We start from the raw sequence: 20,017 nt of genomic DNA, 5'->3' as shown, positions 1-20,017 counted from the left end.
TCGCGCGCGCCTATCCTGGCCCCACGTCATCGCCGACAGCGCCCTCTGCACCGCCGCAGACCGCCGCTCGCTCAGCAGCGCCGACCGTCTCGGAGTCACCGATGCCCCGCTCGAGGATCCGCCCCCGTGGTCTCGCCCTGCTCACCGTCCTGGCGATCACGGCCGCCGCGCTCGTCGCCGGGCCCGCGGGTCCGGCGTCCGCCGCTCCCGTCGTGCCCGCCGGCTTCACCGACTCGCGGGTGGCGGCCGTCCCCGCGCCGACCGCCCTCGCCTTCACGACCGACGGACGCACCCTCGTCTCCTCGCAGACCGGCGCGATCCGGGTGATCCGCGCCGGCGGCCTGGTCGCCACCCCGGCCCTCGACCTGCGCTCGAAGGTCTGCGCCAACGGCGAGCGCGGCGTGCTCGGCCTCGCGGTCGACCCGGCACCGGGCTCGCGCACCGTCGTCGTCTACTACACCGCGAAGGGCTCCGACTCCTCCTGCCCGACCAACGCCGGCGGCACGGTGAACCCCGCGGGAGCCCCGCGCAACCGCGTCTCCTCGTTCCAGCTCGGCACCGACGACCGCATCGACCCGGCCTCCGAGCGCGTCCTCCTCGACGGCATCTACTCCCCCGCGAGCAACCACAACGGCGGCGACCTCGCCATCGGCAAGGACGGCCTGCTCTACGTCAGCGTCGGCGACGGCGGCTGCGACTACCGCGGCGGAGTCGGCTCGCCGGGCGGCAGCGGCTGCGGCGGCCGGAACGACGCCGCCCGCGACCCGAACATCCTGAACGGCAAGATCCTCCGGATCACCCTCACCGGCGGCGTCCCGGCCGGCAACCCCTACCTGGGCACCGGGACCGCCTCCTGCCGGCTCGCCCCGGCCGCCGCGGGCGTGCGCTGCCGCGAGACGTTCGCGAGCGGCCTGCGCAATCCGTTCCGGATGGCCTTCGACCCGAACGCGACCGGCACCGTCTTCCGCATCAACGACGTGGGCCAGGACGCCTGGGAGGAGATCGACCAGGGCGTCGCCGGCGCCGACTACGGCTGGAACACCCGTGAGGGCCACTGCGCGAAGACCGGCTCGGCCTCGAACTGCGGAGCCGTGGCGCCCGCCGGGCTCTCCGACCCGGTCCACGACTACGCGCACAGCAGCGGCTGCGCCTCGATCACGGGCGGCGCCTACGTCCCCCGCGGCGTCTGGCCGGCCGCCTACGACGGCGCGTACCTCTTCGGCGACTACGTGTGCGGGAAGATCCGGACCCTCGGCCGCACCGGCGCGGCCGGCGACCTCGTGACCGGCCTCGGCGGCAGCAGCGCCGTCGCCATGGCCTTCGGTCCCTCGCGCGGGACCCAGGACCTCTTCTACACCAGCTACGCGAACGGCGGCGAGGTCCGGCGCCTCGCCTACACCGCCGCGGCGAACCGCGCCCCGACCGCGGCTCTCACCGCCGCCCCCTCCTCCGGCGCGGCTCCTCTCGCCGCGCGGCTGAACGGCTCGGGCAGCAGCGACCCGGAGGGCGGTGCCCTGACCTACCTGTGGTCGTTCGGCGACGGCACCCCCGACCGCATCACGACCGGCCCGACCTTCACCCACAGCTACGCCGCCGGCAGCTGGACCGCGTCCCTCCGCGTCCGCGGTCCGAAGGGAGCCGTCTCCGCCCCCGCGACGACGAGGATCACCTCGGGCGACAGTGCCCCGACGGTGAGCATCACCGCACCCGCCGACGGAGGGGTGTTCGTCACCGGCCGGAGCTACGGCCTCCGCGCCACGGCGACCGACGCCGAGGACGGCGCCCTGCCCGCCTCGGCGCTCACCTGGACCGTCCAGCGCCGCCACGCTCAGCACACGCATCCCTTCCTCGGGCCGCTGACGGGGAACGACCTCTCCTTCGTCGCCCCCGGCCCGGAGGACCTCGCCGCCGCCGCGGACAGCGACCTCCTGATCAGCGTCACGGCGACGGACTCGAGCGGAGTGTCGACGACGGCGACGCGGACGTTCTCCCCGCAGAAGGTCTCCGTCACCCTGGCCACCGCTCCCGCCGGCCGGACGGTCGTCGTCAACGGCACCGAGGTCGCCGGAGGCACGACCGTCGTCTCGTGGGCGGGCTCGGCCCTCCAGCTGGAGGTCCCGGACCAGACCGACGCGTCGGGCACGGCCTACCGGTTCTCGTCCTGGTCGGACGGCGGCGCCGCCTCGCACAGCGTCGTCACTCCCGGGAGCAGCACCACGCTGACGGCGACCCTCGTCGCCGCCGGGCTCCCCGGCGCTCCGACCGCCGTCACCGCCACGGCGGGTTCGGACGGCACGGCGACGCTCGCGTGGTCGCCCCCCGCGGGGACCGGTGGCTCGGCGGTCACCGGCTACCGGGTGTCGCGCGACGGGTCCGACACGAGCGGAGCCGGAGCCTGGAGCGCCGTGGTCGCCGCGACCAAGCGCTCGCAGACCTTCACGAAGCTGGTCCCGGGCCGCAGCTACACCCTCTCGGCGCAGGCGGTCACGGCGAACGGCACCGGCCCGGCGGCCTCCGCGCTCGTCGCCGTCCCCTGACCGCCCGGCGTCCACCGGCCTCCCGGGCGCAGCCCTGCCGCCGCCCAGCCGTGCGCCCCTACGATCGAGCCATGCCGAGCATCCGGAGCCGCCGTCGGCCCCAGCCCCCGATCGAGTCCCCGGCGGGCGAGGGCGCCCGGTGAACGACACCCTCACCGGGATCCTGGACTTCGTCGTCAGCGTCCCCCCGGTCTGGCGGACGCTCCTCGCCGGACTCGCGATTTTCTTCGAGACCACGATCCTGGCGGGCCTCGTCGTCCCCGGCGACACGATCGTGATCGTCAGCGCGACCGGCGTGACCAGCCCGCTGCAGTTCGCGGCGCTGGCCGTCACGGTCGTCATCGGCGCCCTCTGCGGCGAGTCCGTCGGCTTCTACCTCGGCCGCTGGTTCGGGCCGCGGATCCGCGCGTCGCGCCTGGGACGCCGGCTCGGCGAGAAGAACTGGCTGAAGGCCGAGCGCTACCTCGCGCGGCGCGGCGGGTTCGCCGTGTTCCTCTCGCGATTCCTGCCGGTGCTGCACTCGCTGATCCCGCTGACGGTGGGGATGAGCGGGATGCGCTACCGGACCTTCATGGCCTGGACGATCCCGGCGTGCGTGCTCTGGTCGTCCGCCTACGTCGGCGTCGGCGCGGCCGCGGCGGGCAGCTACCGGGAGCTCTCGGAGAGCCTGCACGGCGCCGGCTACGTCTTCGTGGGCGTCATCGTCGTCTTCGCCCTGCTCGTGCTCCTCGGGAAGAAGCTCCTGAACAGAGCGGAGGCGCGTCACCTCGACGAGTGACGCGCCTCCGGGCGTGGATCCGGGGAGGATCAGTCGACGAGTCCCGCCGACTTCAGCCACTCGCCCGCGATCGCGGACGCGGACTTCTGCTCGTTGACGCTCTCGGAGTTGAGGGCGACGAGGTCGTCCGCCGTGAGCTTCGCGCTGACCGCGTTCAGCACCTCGGCCGCGTCGTCCGTGATCTTGCTCGAGACGATCGGCACGACGTTGTCGGCCACGAACAGTCCGTCCGGGTCCTCGAGAGCGACGAGGTCGTTCTTCTGGATGTTCGGGTCGGCCGTGTAGACGTTCGCCAGCTGGATCTGGTCGCTGGTGAGCGCGTCGACGGTGGTCGATCCGCCGCTGTCCTCGATCGCCTGGAAGGTGGTCGTGATGCCGTACTTCGACTGCAGGGTGTCGGGCCCGTAGGGGCGCGTCTGCAGCTCGGAGTTGCCGCCGACCACGATCGGGTCGGTGACGTTCTTGAGCGACGCGATGTCGGTCAGGTCCCACTTGTCGGCGAAGGCCTGGGTGACGGTGTACGAGTTCTGGTCGCTGGCCTCGGCGGCGTCGAGGGCGCGGAGGCCGTCGGGCAGCGCGTCGCCGAGCGCGGAGTACACGTCGTCGGCGGTGGTGGCCGTCGCGTCGGGCTCGAGCGCCTGCAGGAGGCTGCCGTCGTACTCCGGGAAGACGTCGATGGATCCGCTCTCGATCTCGGGCAGGTAGATCTCGCGCTGGCCGATGCGCAGCTGGCGGTCGACGGTGAAGCCGTCGTTCTCCAGCGCCTGCGCGTAGATCTCGGCGAGGATCTCGTTCGAGTAGTAGTCCTGCGAGCCGACCACGATGGTCTCGCTGCCCGCAGTCGCACCCGATCCCTCATCGAGCGGATCGCTCGAGGAACACCCTGCCAGTGCCACGACGGCACCGACCGCGAGTGCGCTGAGCGCGACACGGCCCTTCGTGAAATGTGCTGTGAACATTGCTATTTCCCTTCTTCGATGGGGATTCCCATCACCGCGCGTCGTCGGGGCGACGAGGCGCGGGAACCTGTGCGGCCGGCGGTGCCGGCCAGGCCGAGCACGACTCCGCGCGGCACGGCGAGCCGCTGGAGGAGGGCGAAGAGGATCTCGCTGAGGAGCGTCAGCACGATCACCAGGATCGAGCCGGCGAGCATCTGCGGGTAGTCCCCCGACTTCACTCCGCGGAAGATGTACTGCCCGAGGCCGCCGGCGCCGATGTAGTCCGCGAGCGTGGCGGTCGCGATGATCTGCAGCGCCGCCGAGCGGAGCCCGCCGATCAGCAGCGGCAGCCCCAGCGGGATCTCGACCTTCGTCAGGATCTGCCACTCGGTCATGCCCATCGAGCGCGCCGCGTCGACCGTGCGGCGGTCCACCGCCTCGAGCCCGGAGTACGCGCCGGCGAGCACCGACGGGATCGCGAGCACGACGAGGGCGATCACCGGAGCGCCGAGGCCGAGCCCCAGGCTCATCGCCGCGAGGACGAGCACGCCCAGCGTCGGCAGGGCGCGCAGGCCGCCTGCGACCGGCACGGCTATGCCCTTGCCGCGCCCGGTGTGCCCGATCAGGTAGCCGATCGGGATCGCGATCGCGGCCGCGATCACGAGCACCAGCAGGCTGATGCCGACGTGCTGGGCGACACGGGTCGGGATCGCGTAGACCCCGGTCCAATGCGCGGGGTCGGCGATCCAGGCGAAGGCCTCGGCGATGAGGTTCACGACGTCACCGCCCTCTCGACCGCGACCGGTCTGCGCGAGCGGCGCGTGCGGTCCAGAGCCGTCCAGGGCATGAGGAGACGGCCGATCAGCACTAGCAGTCCGTCGAGCACCAGCGCGAGGACGATCGTGAGGACGATGCCCGTGACGATCTCACCGGTGATGCCGCGCTGGAAGCCGTCGGTGAAGAGCAGGCCGAGGCTCTGGATCCCGAGCACCGCGCCGACCGTCACCAGGCTGACCGTGCTGACCGTGACCACGCGCAGGCCCGAGAGCAGGACCGGGCCGGCCAGCGGGAACTCGACCCGCCAGAAGCGCGCCCAGCCGGAGTAGCCCATCGCGGTCGCCGACTGGCGGACGTCGTCCGACACCGCGCCCAGTGCGTCCGAGGTGGTGCGGACCATCAGCGCGACGCCGTAGAGGGTGAGGCCCGTGATCACGTTGGCGGTCGAGCGGAGCGGGATGCCCAGCAGGACCGGCAGCAGGATGAACATGGCCAGCGAGGGGATGGCGTAGAGCACGCCGAGCCCAGTCAGCAGGGTGCCGCGGCTCCAGCGGTAGCGGTTCGCGAACCAGCCGAACGGCAGCGAGACGAGGAAGCTGAGCAGGATCGGCGGGACCGACAGGGCCAGGTGCGCCAGCAGGTTCGCGACGATCGCGTCCGTGTTGTTGACGACCCAGTTCACGCGGCGGGGCCGTCCTGCGCGCGCAGCACTCCGGTCGGACGCCCGTCGCCGTCGACCACGATGCGGGCGCCGTCGCGCTCCTCGATCCGGAGCGAGCGCTTGCCGCGGTCGGCACCGACGAAGCCGGCGACGAACTCGCTCGCGGGGTTCGCCAGGATCTCGGCGGGCGAGCCCTTCTGCGCGATCCGGCCGCCCTTCTCGAGGATGACGACCTGGTCGCCGAGGAGGAACGCCTCGTCGATGTCGTGGGTGACGAAGACCACGGTCTTGTCGAGCTCGTCCTGGAGTCGCAGGGTCTCGCGCTGCAGGTCGGCGCGCACGAGAGGGTCGACCGCGCCGAACGGCTCGTCCATCAGCAGGATGTTCGGGTCGACCGCGAGGCCGCGCGCCACGCCGACGCGCTGCTGCTGGCCGCCGGAGAGCTGGCTGGGGTACCGGGCGGCGAGCGCACGGTCCAGTCCGACCGTGTCCATCAGCTTGAGCGCGCGGGCGTGCGCCTGCTTCTTGGCGACCCCGTTCAGCCGTGGCACGGTCGCGATGTTGTCGATGACCTTGCGGTGCGGCAGGAGGCCGGAGTTCTGCATCACGTAGCCGATGCGGCGGCGGAGCGCGACGGCGGGCAGGGACGAGATGTCCTCGCCGTCGATCTCGATGGTGCCGGAGGTCGGCTCGATCATCCGGTTGATCATGCGGAGGATCGTGGTCTTCCCGCAGCCCGAGGAGCCGACGAAGACGGTCGTCTGCCGGGAGGGCAGCACGAGCGAGAAGTCGTCGACCGCCCGCGTGCCGTCCGGGTACTGCTTGCTGACGTTGCGGAACTCGATCACGAGGCCGCCCGCCGTCCGGCGGTGTGCGCGCCGATCTGTCCCTGGTCCACGACTGTGCCCGCTCTCGCTCCGCGCGTCCGGCCGTTGCACGGCCCGCGGCCCCGAACGGGGCCAGGCGGCAAGGAAAACACCAATAGCAGCCGCCTGCCAACCCGGACCGCGAAGTGTTGCGGGATGTTCCGGGAGCGACTAGGGCCTTGACAGTCCTAGCCGGTCAGGACTCCTCGACGGCTCCGTAGTGCGAGGTCATGTAGTGGCGCAGCAGCGAGCGGCTCTCGTCGATGAAGCGCTGGTCGCCGTTGGGGTCGATGAGGAACGCGCGCGTGAGCAGCGCGTCCGCGACCTCGATGGTCACCTCGAGGCGGAAGGACAGCTGCGCGCCGCCCGGGAGGCCGTACTCGGACGCGAGGATCTCGGCGAAGCGGCGGGCGAAGAAGCCGGCCTCGAACGCCTCGCCCGCGACCTCGGGGGCGTGGATCGTGTCGACGAAGCGGATGGAGCGGAAGCCCGGCTCGTTGCGGTGCATCTCGCAGAAGGCGTCGATCGCGCAGTCGACCGCGCCCCACCAGTTGCCCGGGTGGGTGTCGCGGATCTCGGTGATGACGCGGCGGCGGAAGCGCTCGAGGGCCCGCTCGCGCAGCGCCTGGAGGACGGCGATGCGGTCCGGGAAGTAGCGGTAGACCGTGCCGATCGCGGCTCCCGCGCGCTCGGCGACCATCGCCGTGGTCAGGCGGTCGAAGCCGACCTCGTCGACGACGGCGGCCGCCGCGTCGAGCAGCGAGGCGAGACGGGCGGCGCTGCGCACCTGCACCGGCTCGTTGCGGACCTGGGACGATTCACCGAACGGTCGATCGACGAGGTTTCCAAGAGGCACGGCGGGCTCCTTCGGTCGTGGTTCCTACAATCGTACGCACGGCGACCGCCGGTCGGGGTCGTCTCATCGAAAGTCCCTCGTGTTTCGCGCCCCCGGAAGGGCGACGGCTCCGCGGGTCCGATCCACCCGGGAGAAACCATGTGCGGACGCTTCGTCCTCTCGCAGACCACCGCCGACCTGGTGGCGCTCTTCGACATCGACGAGCCGGGCGCCGACCTTCCGGAGCCGTCCTGGAACATCGCGCCGACACAGCGGATCGCCGTCGTCGCGGAGTCGATGAAGGGGGTCGAGGAGGGCAGCCCGCCGCGGCGCCGGCTCGCCGGAGCCCGCTGGGGCCTGGTGCCCCGCTCCGCTGCCGACCCGTCCGCGGGGCCGCCGCTGTTCAACGCGCGGATCGAGTCCGTCGCCGAGAAGCCGTCGTTCCGCGAGTCCTACGCCTCCCGGCGCGCGATCGTGCCCGCCTCGGGCTGGTACGAGTGGCGGGTCGGCGCGGACGGGGCGAAGGCCCCCGTCTACGTCTCGCCGGGCGAGGGCTCGCTCCTCCTCTTCGCCGGTCTCTACGAGTGGTGGCGCTCGGCCCAGCCGGGCTCTCCGTGGCTGCTCTCGGCGACGGTCCTCACCCGCCCCTCCGCCGGGCCGCTCGCCGAGGTGCACGAGCGGATGCCCGTGCTGCTGCAGCCGGAGCTGATCGAGGACTGGCTGGACCCGGCGTCCCCCGGGGACGGCGAGCTGCTGCGCGCGGCCGCCGAGGGTGCGGCCGAGCTGGCAGAGGAGCTCGAGGTGCACGGCGTCGGTGCAGCCGTGGGCTCCGTCTCGGCGAACGGCCCCGACCTGATCGAGCCCACCGGAGCCTGACGATCGCGTGAGAGCGCGATCCGCGGTCCGGCATCCGGTCTGACAGACTGGGCGGATGCCGCTGACGCCCGAGAGCAAGCCCCTGAGCGCAGGCAAGGCGGAGGTCATGCACCGCGCCGCCCGCCTCGAGGACCGACTCCACTCCTTCCGGATGAGGCGCGTGAAGCGCAAGGGCTACGTCCCGAGGGTCATCCCCTACACCGGCTACGGCTCGACGACGCAGCTGCGCGTCCTGGCCCGCGTCCTCTACACGCGGCCGACCCCTCCCGGGGTCGAGGAGGTCCGCCCCGTCGAGGGCGTGCGCGGCTGGCGGAGCTTCACCAGCGTCTTCGTGAGCGGGGCCGTCGTGACCGTCGAGGCCGACGGGCAGACCCACCGGGTGACGGCCGACCGCGGCGGAGTCGTCGACGCGGACCTCCCGATCACGCTCGAGCCCGGCTGGCACACCATCACCTTCTCGACCGCGGGCTCGAAGCCCGTCGAGGCGCCCGTCTTCATCGTGCGTCCGGAGGCGCGGCTGGGCGTCGTGTCGGACGTGGACGACACGGTGATGGTCACCGCGCTCCCCCGCCCCTTCGTCGCCGCCTGGAACACCTTCGTGCTCGACGAGCACGCCCGGATGCCCACGCCCGGCATGGCGGTCTTCCTCGACCGCTTCGCCCGGCAGTACGAGGGCTCCCCGGTCATCTACCTCTCCACCGGCGCGTGGAACGTCGCCCCGGCGCTCACCCGCTTCCTGTCGCGGCACCTGTATCCGGCCGGAGCGCTCCTTTTGACCGACTGGGGCCCGACGCACGACCGCTGGTTCCGCAGCGGCAAGCAGCACAAGGAGATGAACCTCCGCCGACTCGCGGCCGAGTTCCCGGACGTGCGCTGGCTGCTGGTCGGCGACGACGGGCAGCACGACGAGGAGATCTACTCCGACTTCGCGGACGAGCACCCCGACAAGGTCGCGGCGATCGCGATCCGCCAGCTCTCCACCGGCGAGGCGGTGCTCGCGGGAGGCCGCTCCAAGGCCGAGGACCGCTCCCTGACCAGCGGCACGACCTGGGTCTTCGCGCCCGACGGCGCGGGCATCTCCGAGCAGCTGACGGAGCTCGGCATCCTCTGATCCCGGACCGGCTCCGGGAACGACGGAGCCGTCCGCTCCCCGGGGGGAGGGACGGCTCCGGTCGATCGGCTCGGACTACGCCTGGTGGGCGGCCTGCAGGTCGAGGGTGATGGTGACCTTCTCGCCGATGAGCACGCCACCGGTCTCGAGGGCCGCGTTGTAGGTCAGACCGAAGTCGGTGCGGTCGATGGTGGCCTTGGCGGTGAGGCCGGCCTTGTAGTTGCCGTACGGGTCGGTGCCGAAGCCGCCGAACTCCACCTCGAAGGTGACGGGCTTGGTGGTGCCCTTGATGGTGAGCTCGCCGTCGACGAGGAAGTCGTCGCCGTTCGGGCGGACGGCGGTCGAGACGAAGTGGATCTCCGGGTACTTCTCGGCCTCGAAGAAGTCGCCGGTGCGGAGGTGGCCGTCGCGGTTGGGCTCGTTGGTGTTGACGGAGGCGACCTCGGCGGTGGCCTCGACCTTGGAGTCGAGCGGGTTCTCGCCGGTGGTGAACGTGGCGGTGAAGCGCTCGAACTTGCCCTTGACCTTGCTGATCATCAGGTGGCGGACGCTGAACGCGACCTCGCTGTGGGTGGGGTCGATGACCCAGGTGCCGGCCTTGTAGCCGGGGATGGTGACGGTGTCGGTCATGGTTTCTCCTCGAGTGTGACGGTCGTCGCGGGGAGAGCGTCCCCGTCCGATGTATGCAAGCGCATCGACGTCGATCAGTATTCCATGTAGCGACAACTATTTCATCCACGTTCCGTCGAAGGATCGGCGGACACCGCGTGAACACGGAGCGCCGCACCCCGGACGGGGGTCGGAGACGCTCCCCGAGCAGTCGTCAGCGGTCGGCGGGAGCCGGGTTGCGGATGCCGAGGAGGGAGACGACGCCCCCGGCTACCAGGAGGGCGGAGGTCGCGACGGCGGCACGGGAGAAGCCCTCGACATCGAGCGAGTCGCCGACCACGAGCGAGGTCGCGGCGATGGCGACCAGCCCGGCGATGCGCGAGACGGCGTTGTTCACGGCGGAGCCGACTCCGCTGTGCCCGTCCTCCACCGCGCCGAGGATCGTCGAGGTCAGCGGGGCGACCGTCACCGCGAGGCCGAAGCCGAAGAGGAGGATCCCCGGCATCAGCTGCGTGGCGTAGTCGGCGCCCTCGTCGACGAAGGAGAGCAGGAGGAACCCGGCCGCGGCGATCAGCGGTCCGACGCCCATGAAGAGCCGCGGGCCGAACCGCGCCGACAACGACCCGGAGATCTGCGAGAGCAGGAGCAGCAGGATCGTCGGCGGGAGCGTCGCGAGCCCGGCCAGGGTCGCCGAGAAGCCCAGGGTCTGCTGCAGGAACAGGCCCAGCGCGAAGAAGCCGAAGGAGAGCGCGCCGTAGACGAACGCCGTCGAGACGTTGCCGACGGTGAAGTTCCGCGACGCGAAGAGCGACAGCGGCAGCATCGGATGCGCCGCGCGCCGCTCCCACACGACGAATGCGACGAGGGCGGCGACTCCCCCGATCAGGGCGGTCAGCACGAGCGGATGCTGGATCCCGAGCCGCTCCTGCTCGATCAGCGCGAACACCGGCCCTCCCAGGCCGATCACCCCGAGCACCGCGCCGACGCCGTCGATGGGCACCCGGGTCCCCGAGTCGACCGCGCCGAGCCTGCGCAGCAGGACCAGCGTCACCGCGATCGGCAGCAGGTTGAGCGCGAAGACGTACCGCCACGAGCCCGCGTCCACCAGCAGGCCGCCGAGCACGGGCCCGGCGATCGTCGCCGTGCCGGTCCAGGCCGTCCACGCGCCGATCGTCCGGGCCTGCGCGGCGCCGTGGACGGTCGCGATGATGAGGGCGAGCGAGCTGGGCACGAGGATCGCGCCGGCGGCGCCCTGGAGCATCCGCGCCACGATGAGGACCTCGGCGGTGGGGGCCAGCGCGCACAGCAGCGAGGTGACGCCGAAGCCGATCAGGCCGATGGTCATGCTGCGGGCCCGGCCGATGCGGTCGGCGAGCGCGCCGGCCACGAGGATCAGCGCGCCGAGCGTGATCAGGTACCCGTCGACCACCCACTGCTGCACCGCGAGCCCGCCGCCGAGCTCGCGGGTGATGGCGGGCAGGGCGACGTTGACGACGGTGCCGTCGAGGAAGGCGACGAAGGAGGCGAGGACGGCCACCACGAGCACCGCGCGGCGGCGCGTCTCGGCGGGGTCGGCGGAGGCGGTCATGCTCGGGCTCTGGTCACCCGTTCACCGTACCGGCGGCCGCCGCTCCCGGGGCCGGGAGGGCGGGCAACCGGGCCCCCGAGCGCGGCCGCACGACGGATCCAGACTCGTCGCCTACTCTCGTAGCCATGTCTGCGCAAGGAACCGCCCGCGGCGGCGTGCTCGCCCGGGTCCTCGGGATCGTCGGAGCCAGCCTCGCCGGGGGCCTGCTGATCACGGTCGGGGTCACTCCCGCCCTCGCCGTCACCGGTCTCGCCGAGAACAACCCGATCGGGCTGTTCGAGACGGTGCCGGAGTACCTCGAGCTCGGCCAGCTGGCCCAGAAGACCGAGATCTACGCCAAGCGCACCGACGGCTCGGACGAGCTGCTCGCCTCCTTCTACGCGCAGAACCGCGAGGAGGTGGCCTTCGACCAGGTCAGCCAGTCCGTGAAGGACGCGGCGGTCTCGACGGAGGACCCGCGCTTCTACGACCACGGCGGCGTCGACCTGCAGGGCACGATCCGCGCGGTGCTCAGCAACATCGTCGGCGGGGACCTCCAGGGCGGCTCCTCCATCACTCAGCAGTACGTCAAGAACGTCCTCGTGCAGAAGGCGGAGTCGCTGAGCGCGACCGACGAGGCGGCCTCCGAGGCCGCCTACGAGGAGGCGACCGCGACCACTCCGAGCCGCAAGCTCAAGGAGATGAAGCTCGCCGTCGACCTCGAGAAGAAGTACAGCAAGGACGACATCCTCCTCGGCTACCTCAACATCGCGGGCTTCGGCGGCCAGGTCTACGGCATCCAGGCGGCGGCCGAGTACTACTTCTCGACCAGCGCGGCCGACCTGAGCCTCGCGCAGGCCGCCAGCCTGATCGCCACGGTCAACAACCCCAACGGCCTCAGGATCGACCAGCCCGAGAACATTCCGGACAACAAGGTCCGCCGCGACTACGTCCTCGACCAGATGCTGCAGGAGGGGAAGATCTCGCAGGCCGACCACGACGCCGCCGTCGCCGAGGAGGTCGTCCCCGCGATCACGCAGACGCCCACCGGCTGCCAGACCGCCGGCAACGCGGCCTTCTTCTGCGACTACATCACCCGCGTCGTCCAGAACGACCCGGCGTTCGGCGACGACGCGGACACCCGCCTCGCGAACTTCCAGCGCGGCGGCTACAAGATCTACACGACGCTCGACCGCGACCTGCAGGACACCGCGGCCAACGCGACGAACAACGCCGTCCCCAAGGTCCCCACCCTCGACACCAACATCGGCAGCGCGACCGTCTCGATGGAGGTCGGCACCGGCCGGATCCTGGCGATGGTGCAGAACAAGGACTACGACGCGGCCGGCGCCGTCAACGGCGCGAACTTCTCCGCCGTCAACTTCAACACCGACACGGCCTACGGCGGCTCCGCCGGGTTCCAGGTCGGATCGACCTACAAGGTGTTCACGCTCGCGCAGTGGCTCGCGAGCGGACGCACCCTGAACGAGACGATCAACGGCCGCGAGCGCACCTTCTCGGGCTTCCCCGCCAGCTGCGCGCCCGGCGGCGAGCTCGACACCTCCTACGAGGTCAACAACGACGACAGCGAGAACGGCAGCTACAGCGTGCTGACCGGCACGATGCAGTCGATCAACACCGTCTACGTCTCGATGGCGCAGCAGCTCGACCTCTGCGCGATCCGCGACCGCGCGGTCGGCTTCGGAGTGAAGGCCGCCGACGGCGGCGAGGTCGACTACAAGCCGTCCGCCGTCCTCGGCTCGGACACGCTCATCTCCCCCCTCTCGATGGTCACCGCCTTCGCCGGCTTCGCCAACAACGGCACCGCCTGCTCCGCGATCGCCATCGACGCGATCACCGACGCGACCGGCGCCGCCGTCCAGCCGCCGACCTCCACCTGCAACCAGGCCCTCAGCCCCGAGCTGACGGCGGTCGCGAACTACGCCCTGCAGCGCGTCGTCACCGGCGGCACGGCCGCCCAGTCCGACCCGGACGACGGCATCGAGCACATCGGCAAGACGGGCACCACCGACAACGCGGAGTCGACCTGGATGGACGGGGCGAGCTCGCGCGTCGCGACCGTGGTCTGGGTGGGCAACATCGACGGCCACACCTCGATGCGCGAGGTCCGCTTCCCGAACTCGGAGCTCGAGAGCCGCCCGTACGCCTCCAATATCCGCCACTACATCTGGAACTCGGTGATGACCCGCGCCGACCAGAAGTACGGCGGAGACGACTTCGAGGAGCCCAGCAGCGCCCTGCTGAACGGCCGTCAGATCGCCGTGCCGACCGTCTCCGGCCGCTCGGTCGACGACGCCACGGAGGCGCTGGAGGACCTCGGCTTCGACGTCGAGGAGGGGGCGACCATCGACTCGTCGCTCCCGGCCGGCGTGGTGGCGGGCACCGACCCGGCCGCGGGCACGACCGTCGCGCGCTACTCCGACATCGCCCTGCTGATCAGCAACGGCTCGCAGGTCCCGGCTCCCGCCACCCAGGCACCGGCTCCGGCTCCGACCGGCACGGGCGTCCCCGCGACCGAGGCTCCCCCGGCGACGCCCACGGCGACCCCGACAGCGACAGCCACGGCGACTCCGACGGCGGAGGTCGAGGAGTGAGCTTCGACGCGGACTTCCTCGGCGTCCCCGCGGGTGCGCCGCGCCTGAGGGTCGAGCGCCCGGTGCGGCTCCTGCCGTACACGCACTTCGAGGTGCTGCTGGATCCGGAGCGGCGCCTGGCCGTCTCGACGGCCGTGAACATCGACGGAGCGCGCCTGGTCGAGCTCGGCCGCGGCGACGACTGGCACCTCGACGACCGCATCCCCGCCTCCGAGCAGACCGGGCCGGAGGTGTACGCCCGAAACGACCTCGACCGCGGCCACCTGGTCCGCCGCCGCGACCCCGTCTGGGGCGACCGGGACGAGGCCGCCGCGGCCAACCGCGACAGCTTCTGCTACACGAACGCCGCGCCCCAGGCGAGCGGCTTCAACCAGTCGCAGGAGCTGTGGCTCGGGCTCGAGACCCTGGCGCTCGAGTACGCGCAGACCTGGCGCACGCGCCTGAGCGTCTTCACCGGGCCCGTGCTCGCGGACGACGACCCGGTCTACCGCGGTACGGGCATCCCCCGCCGCTTCTGGAAGATCGCGGCGTGGAGCCCGGACGGATCGACGCTCGCGACGAGCGCGTACCTGCTCGACCAGAGCGAGCTCGTGGAGCGCGTGCGCGAGGGCCTGGTGCCGCTCGGCGGCTTCAGGACGTTCCAGCTGCCGGTCGCCGCGATCGGCGAGCTGACAGGTCTCGACGTGGACCTCCTCGCCGGGGCCGACGTGCTCGGCTCGGCAGGACTCCGGCCGGAGCCGTGGCGCGAGATCGTCGAGCCGTCCGACGTGGCGAGCGGCCTCCTCCCCCGCTGAGGCTCCGCCGGGGGCAGGATGGGCGGATGAGCACCCCCGTCCTGGTCGAGATCACCTCCGGCGCCGTCGTCCTCCGCGACCCGGAGGGTCCGCTCGTCCGCGTCGACGAGGCGGGCTACCTCCGCGGCGACGGGGTCTTCGAGACCGTCCCGGTCCTCGACGGACGTCCCCGTGCGCTCGGCGAGCACCTCGAGAGGCTGGCCGGATCGGCCCGGGCCGTCGGGCTGACGATCCCGGAGGCGCCCCTCTGGTCCCGAGCGGTCGACCTCGCCGTGGCGGAGCACGACCGGGTCGACGACCTGACGGTCCGCTTCATCGCCGCCCACGGCTCGGGCGACTCCGCCCGGTGCACCGTGCGCGCGGCTCCGACTCCCGACTCGAGCGCTCTCCGGGAGAAGGGCGCGGCCGTCGTCGTGCTGGACCGCGGGTACGCGAGCGGTCCGCTCGCGCCGTGGCTGCTCCCGGGCGTCAAGACCACGTCGGGCGCCGTCACGCGGGCGGCACTGCGCGAGGCGGCGTCCCGGGGCGCCGACGACGTGATCTGGCGCACGAGCGACGGGCTGCTCCTCGAGGGGGCGACGTCGAGCCTGGTGCTCCTCGGCGACGGGGTGCTCGCGACGCCGCTCTCGGGCAGCGTGCTCGCCGGCACGACGGTCGAGCGGGTCCTCGCGCTGGGCGAGCGCCGCGGGCTCACGTCGTCGCGCCGCGAGCTGCCGGTCTCGGCGCTCACCGGTGCCGATGCGGCGTGGCTGGTGTCGAGCACCCGGCGGGCGATCCCCGTCCGCTCGGTCGACGGCGCACCGCTCGCGATCGACGCGGGCCTGACGGCGGCGTTCGAGGCGGGGCTGCTCGCCGGCTGACCGCGTCCGCGGCTCGGACTCCCTGCGCCTCAGGCCGCTGCGGCCAGCGCGCGGGACGTGTGTGGGCCGACGCCGGCCTCCTCCGCGTCTCCGAGATCGGCGAGCGTGTCGACGTCCAGCCTCAGCGTCGACGAGCCGGGCAGCACGACGACGGCGCAGCCCGCGTCGCGGTGCCGGGCCAGAGAGCCCGGGCCGAACGCCGGAGCGACGAGGGCCCCGGCCGCCAGCAGGAGCGCCGTGGTGCCGCTCCCCTCGCGGTCCGGGACGACGGCCGGGAGCGACCGCGTCGCGAGCGCCTCGGAGAGGTCCGACGGCAGCAGGGCGGGCAGGTCCCCGGTCAGCACGATCACCGGGGCGCCCGGCCGGCGGTGCAGGGCGGCCTCGGCTCCCCCGGACACGGCGGCGTCGAGGGTCCCCGGGTCGGGCACCACCACCAGCTGCGGGTGCTCCGCCCGTGCGCGGTCGGCCGCACCGGCGTCGGAGGTGACCAGGAGAAGGCTCGACACCGGCTCCGCGGCGGCCACGGCGGCGAGCGTGTCCAGGAGGAACGCCTCGGCCAGCGCCGCGCGGCCCGGCACGTCGAGGCGCGTCTTCGAGCCGCCGCGGCCCTTGAACACGACGACCGCGCTCCAGCCGGTCACGCGCGCTCCTCGCGCGAGGCGGCTCCGGCCGCGAAGCCCTCGGCGAAGGCCTCGTCGGCGCCGAGGCGGAACATGTCGTCGGGGCCCGTGCGGGTCAGCGTGCGGGCACCCGGGCTCTCGACCCTCGTCACCAGGCGGGCGAGCCCGCGGACGACGGCGACGGGGCGACCGCTCGCCTTGCCCTTCACCAGGTCGCCGAGCGCGGCGATCTCGTCGGCCACGGCCGGCATGGTCACTCCGAGCGTGCGCCCCAGGGCGTCGACCCCGCCGCGGAGGTCGTCGATCACGAGGACGCCCGCGGCTCCGATGGCCGCGTCGGTCTGTCCGACCCGCCAGGCGCGGCCCAGGGTGTCGCTGACGAGCACGCCCACCTCCACGCCGAGCCGCTCCCGGAGGCCCGCGCAGAGGGCCCGCGCCGAGGCGTCCGGGTCGACGGGGAGGAGGAGGACCGTCCCCTCCGCGACGTTGCTGGCGTCGACTCCGGCCGCCGCCTGCACGATCCCGAGGCGGTTCTCCACGATGCGGGTGACGCCGGACCCGTGCGCCCGGGTGGCGACGACGCGGACGGTCTCGGCCGTGATCGCGTCCTCGCGGTCGGTCGCGGCGACGACGCGCCCCTCCGCCTTCGAGACGATCTTGCTCGTGACCACGAGGATGTCGCCGTCCGCGGGCCGGTCCTCCTCGGCGCCGGCGGCGACGGCCGCGAGGATCAGCTCGAGCAGGTCGTCACCGGGAGTCACCTCCGGGATGCCGTCGAGGGCCCAGGCCTGCACGCGCGTCTCGCTCACCGGTCCATTCTCCCGGCTGCCGCGGGCGCACGGGTCCACGGCCCGGGATCGCCCGGGCAGGCGATCGGCGGCGCCTCAGCCGGCGGCGAGGTACGCGGCGACCGCGGGCGGCACGTAGGGGGCGACGTCGCCGCCGAGGGAGGAGACCTGCCGCACCAGCGAGCTCGACACGTGGGCGTGCGCGGGATCGGGCAGGAGGAACACCGTCTCGACGTGCGCGAGGTTGCGGTTCACGATCGCCATGGGCGTCTCGTACGCCACGTCGACCTGCGAGCGGATGCCCTTCACCAGGATGCTCGCGCCGACGTCGGTGCAGTAGTCGACGAGCAGGCCCATGCTCCACGAGGCGACGACGATCCGCCCCTCGAGCCCGGCCTCCGCGATCGACTGCTCGATCAGCGAGACGCGCTGGGCGATCGGCAGCAGCGCCGTCTTGGCGGGGTTGTGCACCACCACGACGTGCAGCTCGTCGACCAGGCGCGCGGCCCGCTCGATCACGTCGAGATGACCGAGGGTCACGGGGTCGAAGGAGCCGGGGACGACGGCGATGCGGGCCATGCCGACAGAGTAGCGGGCGGGCACCGCCTAGCTCTTGGCGAGGAACTCCCGGTCGCGGTCCTGCACGCGGCGCTCGAGCGCGGCACGGAGCCGATCGTGCGAGGCGAGGGACGGGTCCTCCGCGAGGAGCCGCTCCGCCAGCGCCCGCGCCTCCACGATCACGTCCGCGTCCTGCACCACCCGCAGCAGGCGGAGCGACGAGCGCCCGCCGGACTGCGAGTCGCCCAGCACGTCGCCCTCGCGGCGCAGCTCGAGGTCGACCTCGGCGAGCGCGAAGCCGTCGAGCGTCGCGGCGACCGCCTCCACCCGCTCGCGCGCGACCGTCCCCGCCTCCGCCGCCGTCACGAACAGGCACACCCCCGCGACGCCGCCGCGCCCGATGCGCCCGCGGAGCTGGTGCAGCTGCGAGACCCCGAACCGCTCCGCGTCGAGCACGACCATCATCGAGGCGTTCGGCACGTCCACGCCGACCTCGATGACCGTCGTCGACACCAGGACGTCGATCTCCCCCGCGGCGAAGGAGCGCATCACGGCGTCCTTCTCCTCCGTCGTCATCCGCCCGTGCAGCGCGGCCGACCGGCGCTTCCCGAGCAGCGGATGCGCGCGCACGCCCTCCAGCGTCGCCGCGACGGTCGTGAGCGGCGCGGCGGCGTCCTCCTCGGGCGGCTGCGCGCCCTCGGCGGGCTCCCCCGGCTCGATCGCCGGGCAGACGAGGTAGACCTGGTGCCCCGAGCGGATCTCCTCCTCGGCGCGCTCCCAGGCCCGCGCGATCCACGCGGGGTGGTCGGCGAGCGGGACCACGTGGCTCGTGATGCCGGGGCGCCCGGCGGGCAGCTCGCGGATGGTCGAGGTGTCGAGATCGCCGAAGACCGTCATGGCGACGGTCCGCGGGATGGGCGTGGCCGTCAGCACCAGCACGTGCGGCGGGGTGGCGCCCTTCCGGCGCAGAGCGTCCCGCTGGTCCACGCCGAAGCGGTGCTGCTCGTCGATCACGACGAGGCCCAGGTCGTAGAAGGAGACCGCGTCGCCGAGGAGGGCGTGCGTGCCGACGACGATCTTCGCCGTGCCCGAGACGATCCGGAGGAGGGCCGCACGGCGCTGCGCCGCCCCCAGCCCGCCGGTGAGGAGGGTCGGCACCAGCTCGGCCGCGAGCTCCGGGCCGAGGGTCCTCGCAATCGAGCGGAGGTGCTGCCCCGCGAGCACCTCTGTGGGAGCGAGCAGAGCCGCCTGCCCGCCGCTCTCGGCCGTGGCGAGCATCGCCCGGAGCGCGACGAGGGTCTTGCCGGAGCCGACCTCGCCCTGCACCAGCCGGGTCATCGGGCTCTCGGCGGCCAGGTCGGCGGCGATCTCGTGCCCCACCGCGGTCTGGTCGCCGGTGAGGGCGAAGGGCAGCGCGGCGTCGAAGCGCTCGAGCAGCCCGCCGGGGCCGGGCACGCGGGCGGTCGCGGGGCTGCTGCGCGCCGAGGCCCGGCGCTCGAGCAGGGCGAGCTGCAGGAGGAACGCCTCGTGGAAGCGCAGCGTCTCGCGCGCCTGCGCCTCCTCGCCCTCCCGCTGCGGGCGGTGGATCAGCTCCAGCGCCTCGCCGAGGCCCAGCAGCGAGCGGCCGGCGCGCACCTGCTCGGGCATCGGGTCGGGCACGTCGCGCAAGCCGTCCAGCAGCACGCCGATCGCGGCCTGGAGCTGCCAGCTCGAGATCGCGCTGGTCGCCGGGTAGATCGGGATCGGCCGCTCGGCCCAGTCCTTCGCGAGCTCACCGCCTCCCGTCTCCGTCGCGGCGGCCTCCTCGTCGTCGAACAGGCGGTAGTCGGGATGCGTGAGCTGCGGGGTGTCGCGGAACATCGAGACCGTGCCCGCGAAGATCCCGCGCACGCCGCGGTGGAGCTTCGCCGCGCGCCAGGGCTGTCCGAAGAACGTCAGCGAGAGCGTGCCCGAGCCGTCCGAGATGACGACCTCGAGCAGGGTGCCGCGCCGGTTGCGCATCGGCCGCTCGCGCACCTCGCGCACCTCCGCCACGATCGTCACGCTCTCTCCCACGGGGAGACGCGAGAGCGCCGTCAGCTCGCCCCGCTTCGCGTAGCGGCGCGGGTAGTGGCCCAGGAGCTCGCCGACCGTGCGGTACCCGAAGGCCTTCTCGACCGCGGTCGCCGTGCGCGGCCCGATCAGCGGCGCGAGCGAGGCGTCGAGGGGGTCCGGGATCACCTAGCGA

Annotated in this window: 18 protein-coding genes; 7 read left to right on the top strand and 11 right to left on the bottom strand. The window is 72.9% G+C overall.

Features of this window, described 5'->3' with window-relative positions:
- Window positions 1-101 precede the first annotated feature (101 nt).
- Complete coding sequence (locus C5C36_RS11025) at window positions 102-2,537, top strand: PQQ-dependent sugar dehydrogenase (protein ID WP_104309749.1); 2,436 nt, start codon at window positions 102-104, stop codon at window positions 2,535-2,537.
- 139 nt (window positions 2,538-2,676) lie between these two features.
- Window positions 2,677-3,315, top strand: coding sequence for a DedA family protein (locus C5C36_RS11020; protein ID WP_104223112.1), 639 nt, complete (start codon window positions 2,677-2,679; stop codon window positions 3,313-3,315).
- A 29-nt stretch (window positions 3,316-3,344) separates the two neighbouring features.
- Here the strand turns inward: C5C36_RS11020 and C5C36_RS11015 are convergent, their stop codons facing one another.
- The 5 genes from C5C36_RS11015 to C5C36_RS10995 form a co-directional block, all read right to left on the bottom strand.
- Window positions 3,345-4,274, bottom strand: a complete 930-nt coding sequence (locus tag C5C36_RS11015; protein ID WP_104223111.1) for an ABC transporter substrate-binding protein — start codon at window positions 4,272-4,274, stop codon at window positions 3,345-3,347.
- A 2-nt stretch (window positions 4,275-4,276) separates the two neighbouring features.
- The gene (locus tag C5C36_RS11010; protein WP_104223110.1) at window positions 4,277-5,029 is read right to left on the bottom strand and encodes an ABC transporter permease; all 753 of its coding nucleotides are present in this window, start codon (window positions 5,027-5,029) and stop codon (window positions 4,277-4,279) included.
- Complete coding sequence (locus tag C5C36_RS11005; protein ID WP_104223109.1) at window positions 5,026-5,712, bottom strand: ABC transporter permease; 687 nt, start codon at window positions 5,710-5,712, stop codon at window positions 5,026-5,028. The genes C5C36_RS11010 and C5C36_RS11005 overlap by 4 nt, the downstream gene beginning before the upstream one ends.
- Window positions 5,709-6,539, bottom strand: a complete 831-nt coding sequence (locus C5C36_RS11000) for an ABC transporter ATP-binding protein (RefSeq protein ID WP_104223108.1) — start codon at window positions 6,537-6,539, stop codon at window positions 5,709-5,711. Before C5C36_RS11000 ends, C5C36_RS11005 begins: the two co-directional genes overlap by 4 nt.
- 214 nt (window positions 6,540-6,753) lie before the next feature.
- A complete protein-coding gene (locus C5C36_RS10995; RefSeq protein ID WP_104223107.1) occupies window positions 6,754-7,413 on the bottom strand; it encodes a TetR/AcrR family transcriptional regulator in 660 nt (219 codons plus the stop codon).
- 138 nt (window positions 7,414-7,551) lie between these two features.
- On the opposite strand from C5C36_RS10995, the gene C5C36_RS10990 reads away from it, so the two are divergent.
- On the top strand, window positions 7,552-8,268 hold the full coding sequence (locus C5C36_RS10990; protein WP_104223106.1) for an SOS response-associated peptidase: 717 nt from the start codon (window positions 7,552-7,554) through the stop codon (window positions 8,266-8,268).
- Between the two features lie 55 nt (window positions 8,269-8,323).
- Entirely contained in the window at window positions 8,324-9,379 is a 1,056-nt protein-coding gene (locus C5C36_RS10985; protein WP_244229442.1) for an App1 family protein, read from the top strand.
- Window positions 9,380-9,454: 75 nt separating this feature from the next.
- Here C5C36_RS10985 and C5C36_RS10980 read toward each other — a convergent pair whose 3' ends face one another.
- Entirely contained in the window at window positions 9,455-10,009 is a 555-nt protein-coding gene (locus C5C36_RS10980) for a YceI family protein (RefSeq protein WP_104223105.1), read from the bottom strand.
- Window positions 10,010-10,202: 193 nt separating this feature from the next.
- Window positions 10,203-11,576 (bottom strand): DHA2 family efflux MFS transporter permease subunit, encoded by a 1,374-nt coding sequence (locus C5C36_RS10975; RefSeq protein WP_104309748.1) that lies wholly within the window; start codon window positions 11,574-11,576, stop codon window positions 10,203-10,205.
- A gap of 125 nt (window positions 11,577-11,701) precedes the next feature.
- Here C5C36_RS10975 and C5C36_RS10970 point away from each other — a divergent pair, with 125 nt between their 5' ends.
- The 3 genes from C5C36_RS10970 to C5C36_RS10960 are packed head-to-tail and all read left to right on the top strand — an operon-like array spanning window position 11,702 to window position 15,824.
- Entirely contained in the window at window positions 11,702-14,170 is a 2,469-nt protein-coding gene (locus C5C36_RS10970; RefSeq protein ID WP_104309747.1) for a transglycosylase domain-containing protein, read from the top strand.
- Window positions 14,167-14,964, top strand: a complete 798-nt coding sequence (locus C5C36_RS10965) for a DNA/RNA non-specific endonuclease (protein WP_258072273.1) — start codon at window positions 14,167-14,169, stop codon at window positions 14,962-14,964. Before C5C36_RS10970 ends, C5C36_RS10965 begins: the two co-directional genes overlap by 4 nt.
- A gap of 26 nt (window positions 14,965-14,990) precedes the next feature.
- Entirely contained in the window at window positions 14,991-15,824 is an 834-nt protein-coding gene (locus C5C36_RS10960; RefSeq protein WP_104309746.1) for an aminotransferase class IV, read from the top strand.
- 29 nt (window positions 15,825-15,853) lie between these two features.
- On the opposite strand, the gene cofC is transcribed toward C5C36_RS10960, so the two are convergent.
- The 4 genes from cofC to C5C36_RS10940 form a co-directional block, all read right to left on the bottom strand.
- Window positions 15,854-16,465, bottom strand: coding sequence for a 2-phospho-L-lactate guanylyltransferase (cofC, locus tag C5C36_RS10955; protein ID WP_104309745.1), 612 nt, complete (start codon window positions 16,463-16,465; stop codon window positions 15,854-15,856).
- Window positions 16,462-17,253: a coenzyme F420-0:L-glutamate ligase gene (locus C5C36_RS10950; protein ID WP_258072271.1), complete on the bottom strand. Its 792-nt coding sequence runs from the start codon at window positions 17,251-17,253 to the stop codon at window positions 16,462-16,464. Before C5C36_RS10950 ends, cofC begins: the two co-directional genes overlap by 4 nt.
- Window positions 17,254-17,328: 75 nt before the next feature.
- On the bottom strand, window positions 17,329-17,811 hold the full coding sequence (gene coaD / locus C5C36_RS10945; RefSeq protein WP_104233800.1) for a pantetheine-phosphate adenylyltransferase: 483 nt from the start codon (window positions 17,809-17,811) through the stop codon (window positions 17,329-17,331).
- Window positions 17,812-17,838: 27 nt separating this feature from the next.
- Window positions 17,839-20,010: an ATP-dependent DNA helicase RecG gene (locus C5C36_RS10940; protein ID WP_374954347.1), complete on the bottom strand. Its 2,172-nt coding sequence runs from the start codon at window positions 20,008-20,010 to the stop codon at window positions 17,839-17,841.
- Window positions 20,011-20,017: the final 7 nt, after the last annotated feature.

Origin of the sequence: Rathayibacter sp. AY1G1 (assembly GCF_002932095.1) — a bacterium.
Classification (GTDB): Bacteria; Actinomycetota; Actinomycetes; order Actinomycetales; family Microbacteriaceae; genus Rathayibacter.
Note: the sequence above shows the minus strand (reverse complement) of the source record. Positions and strands in the feature narration are given on the sequence as shown.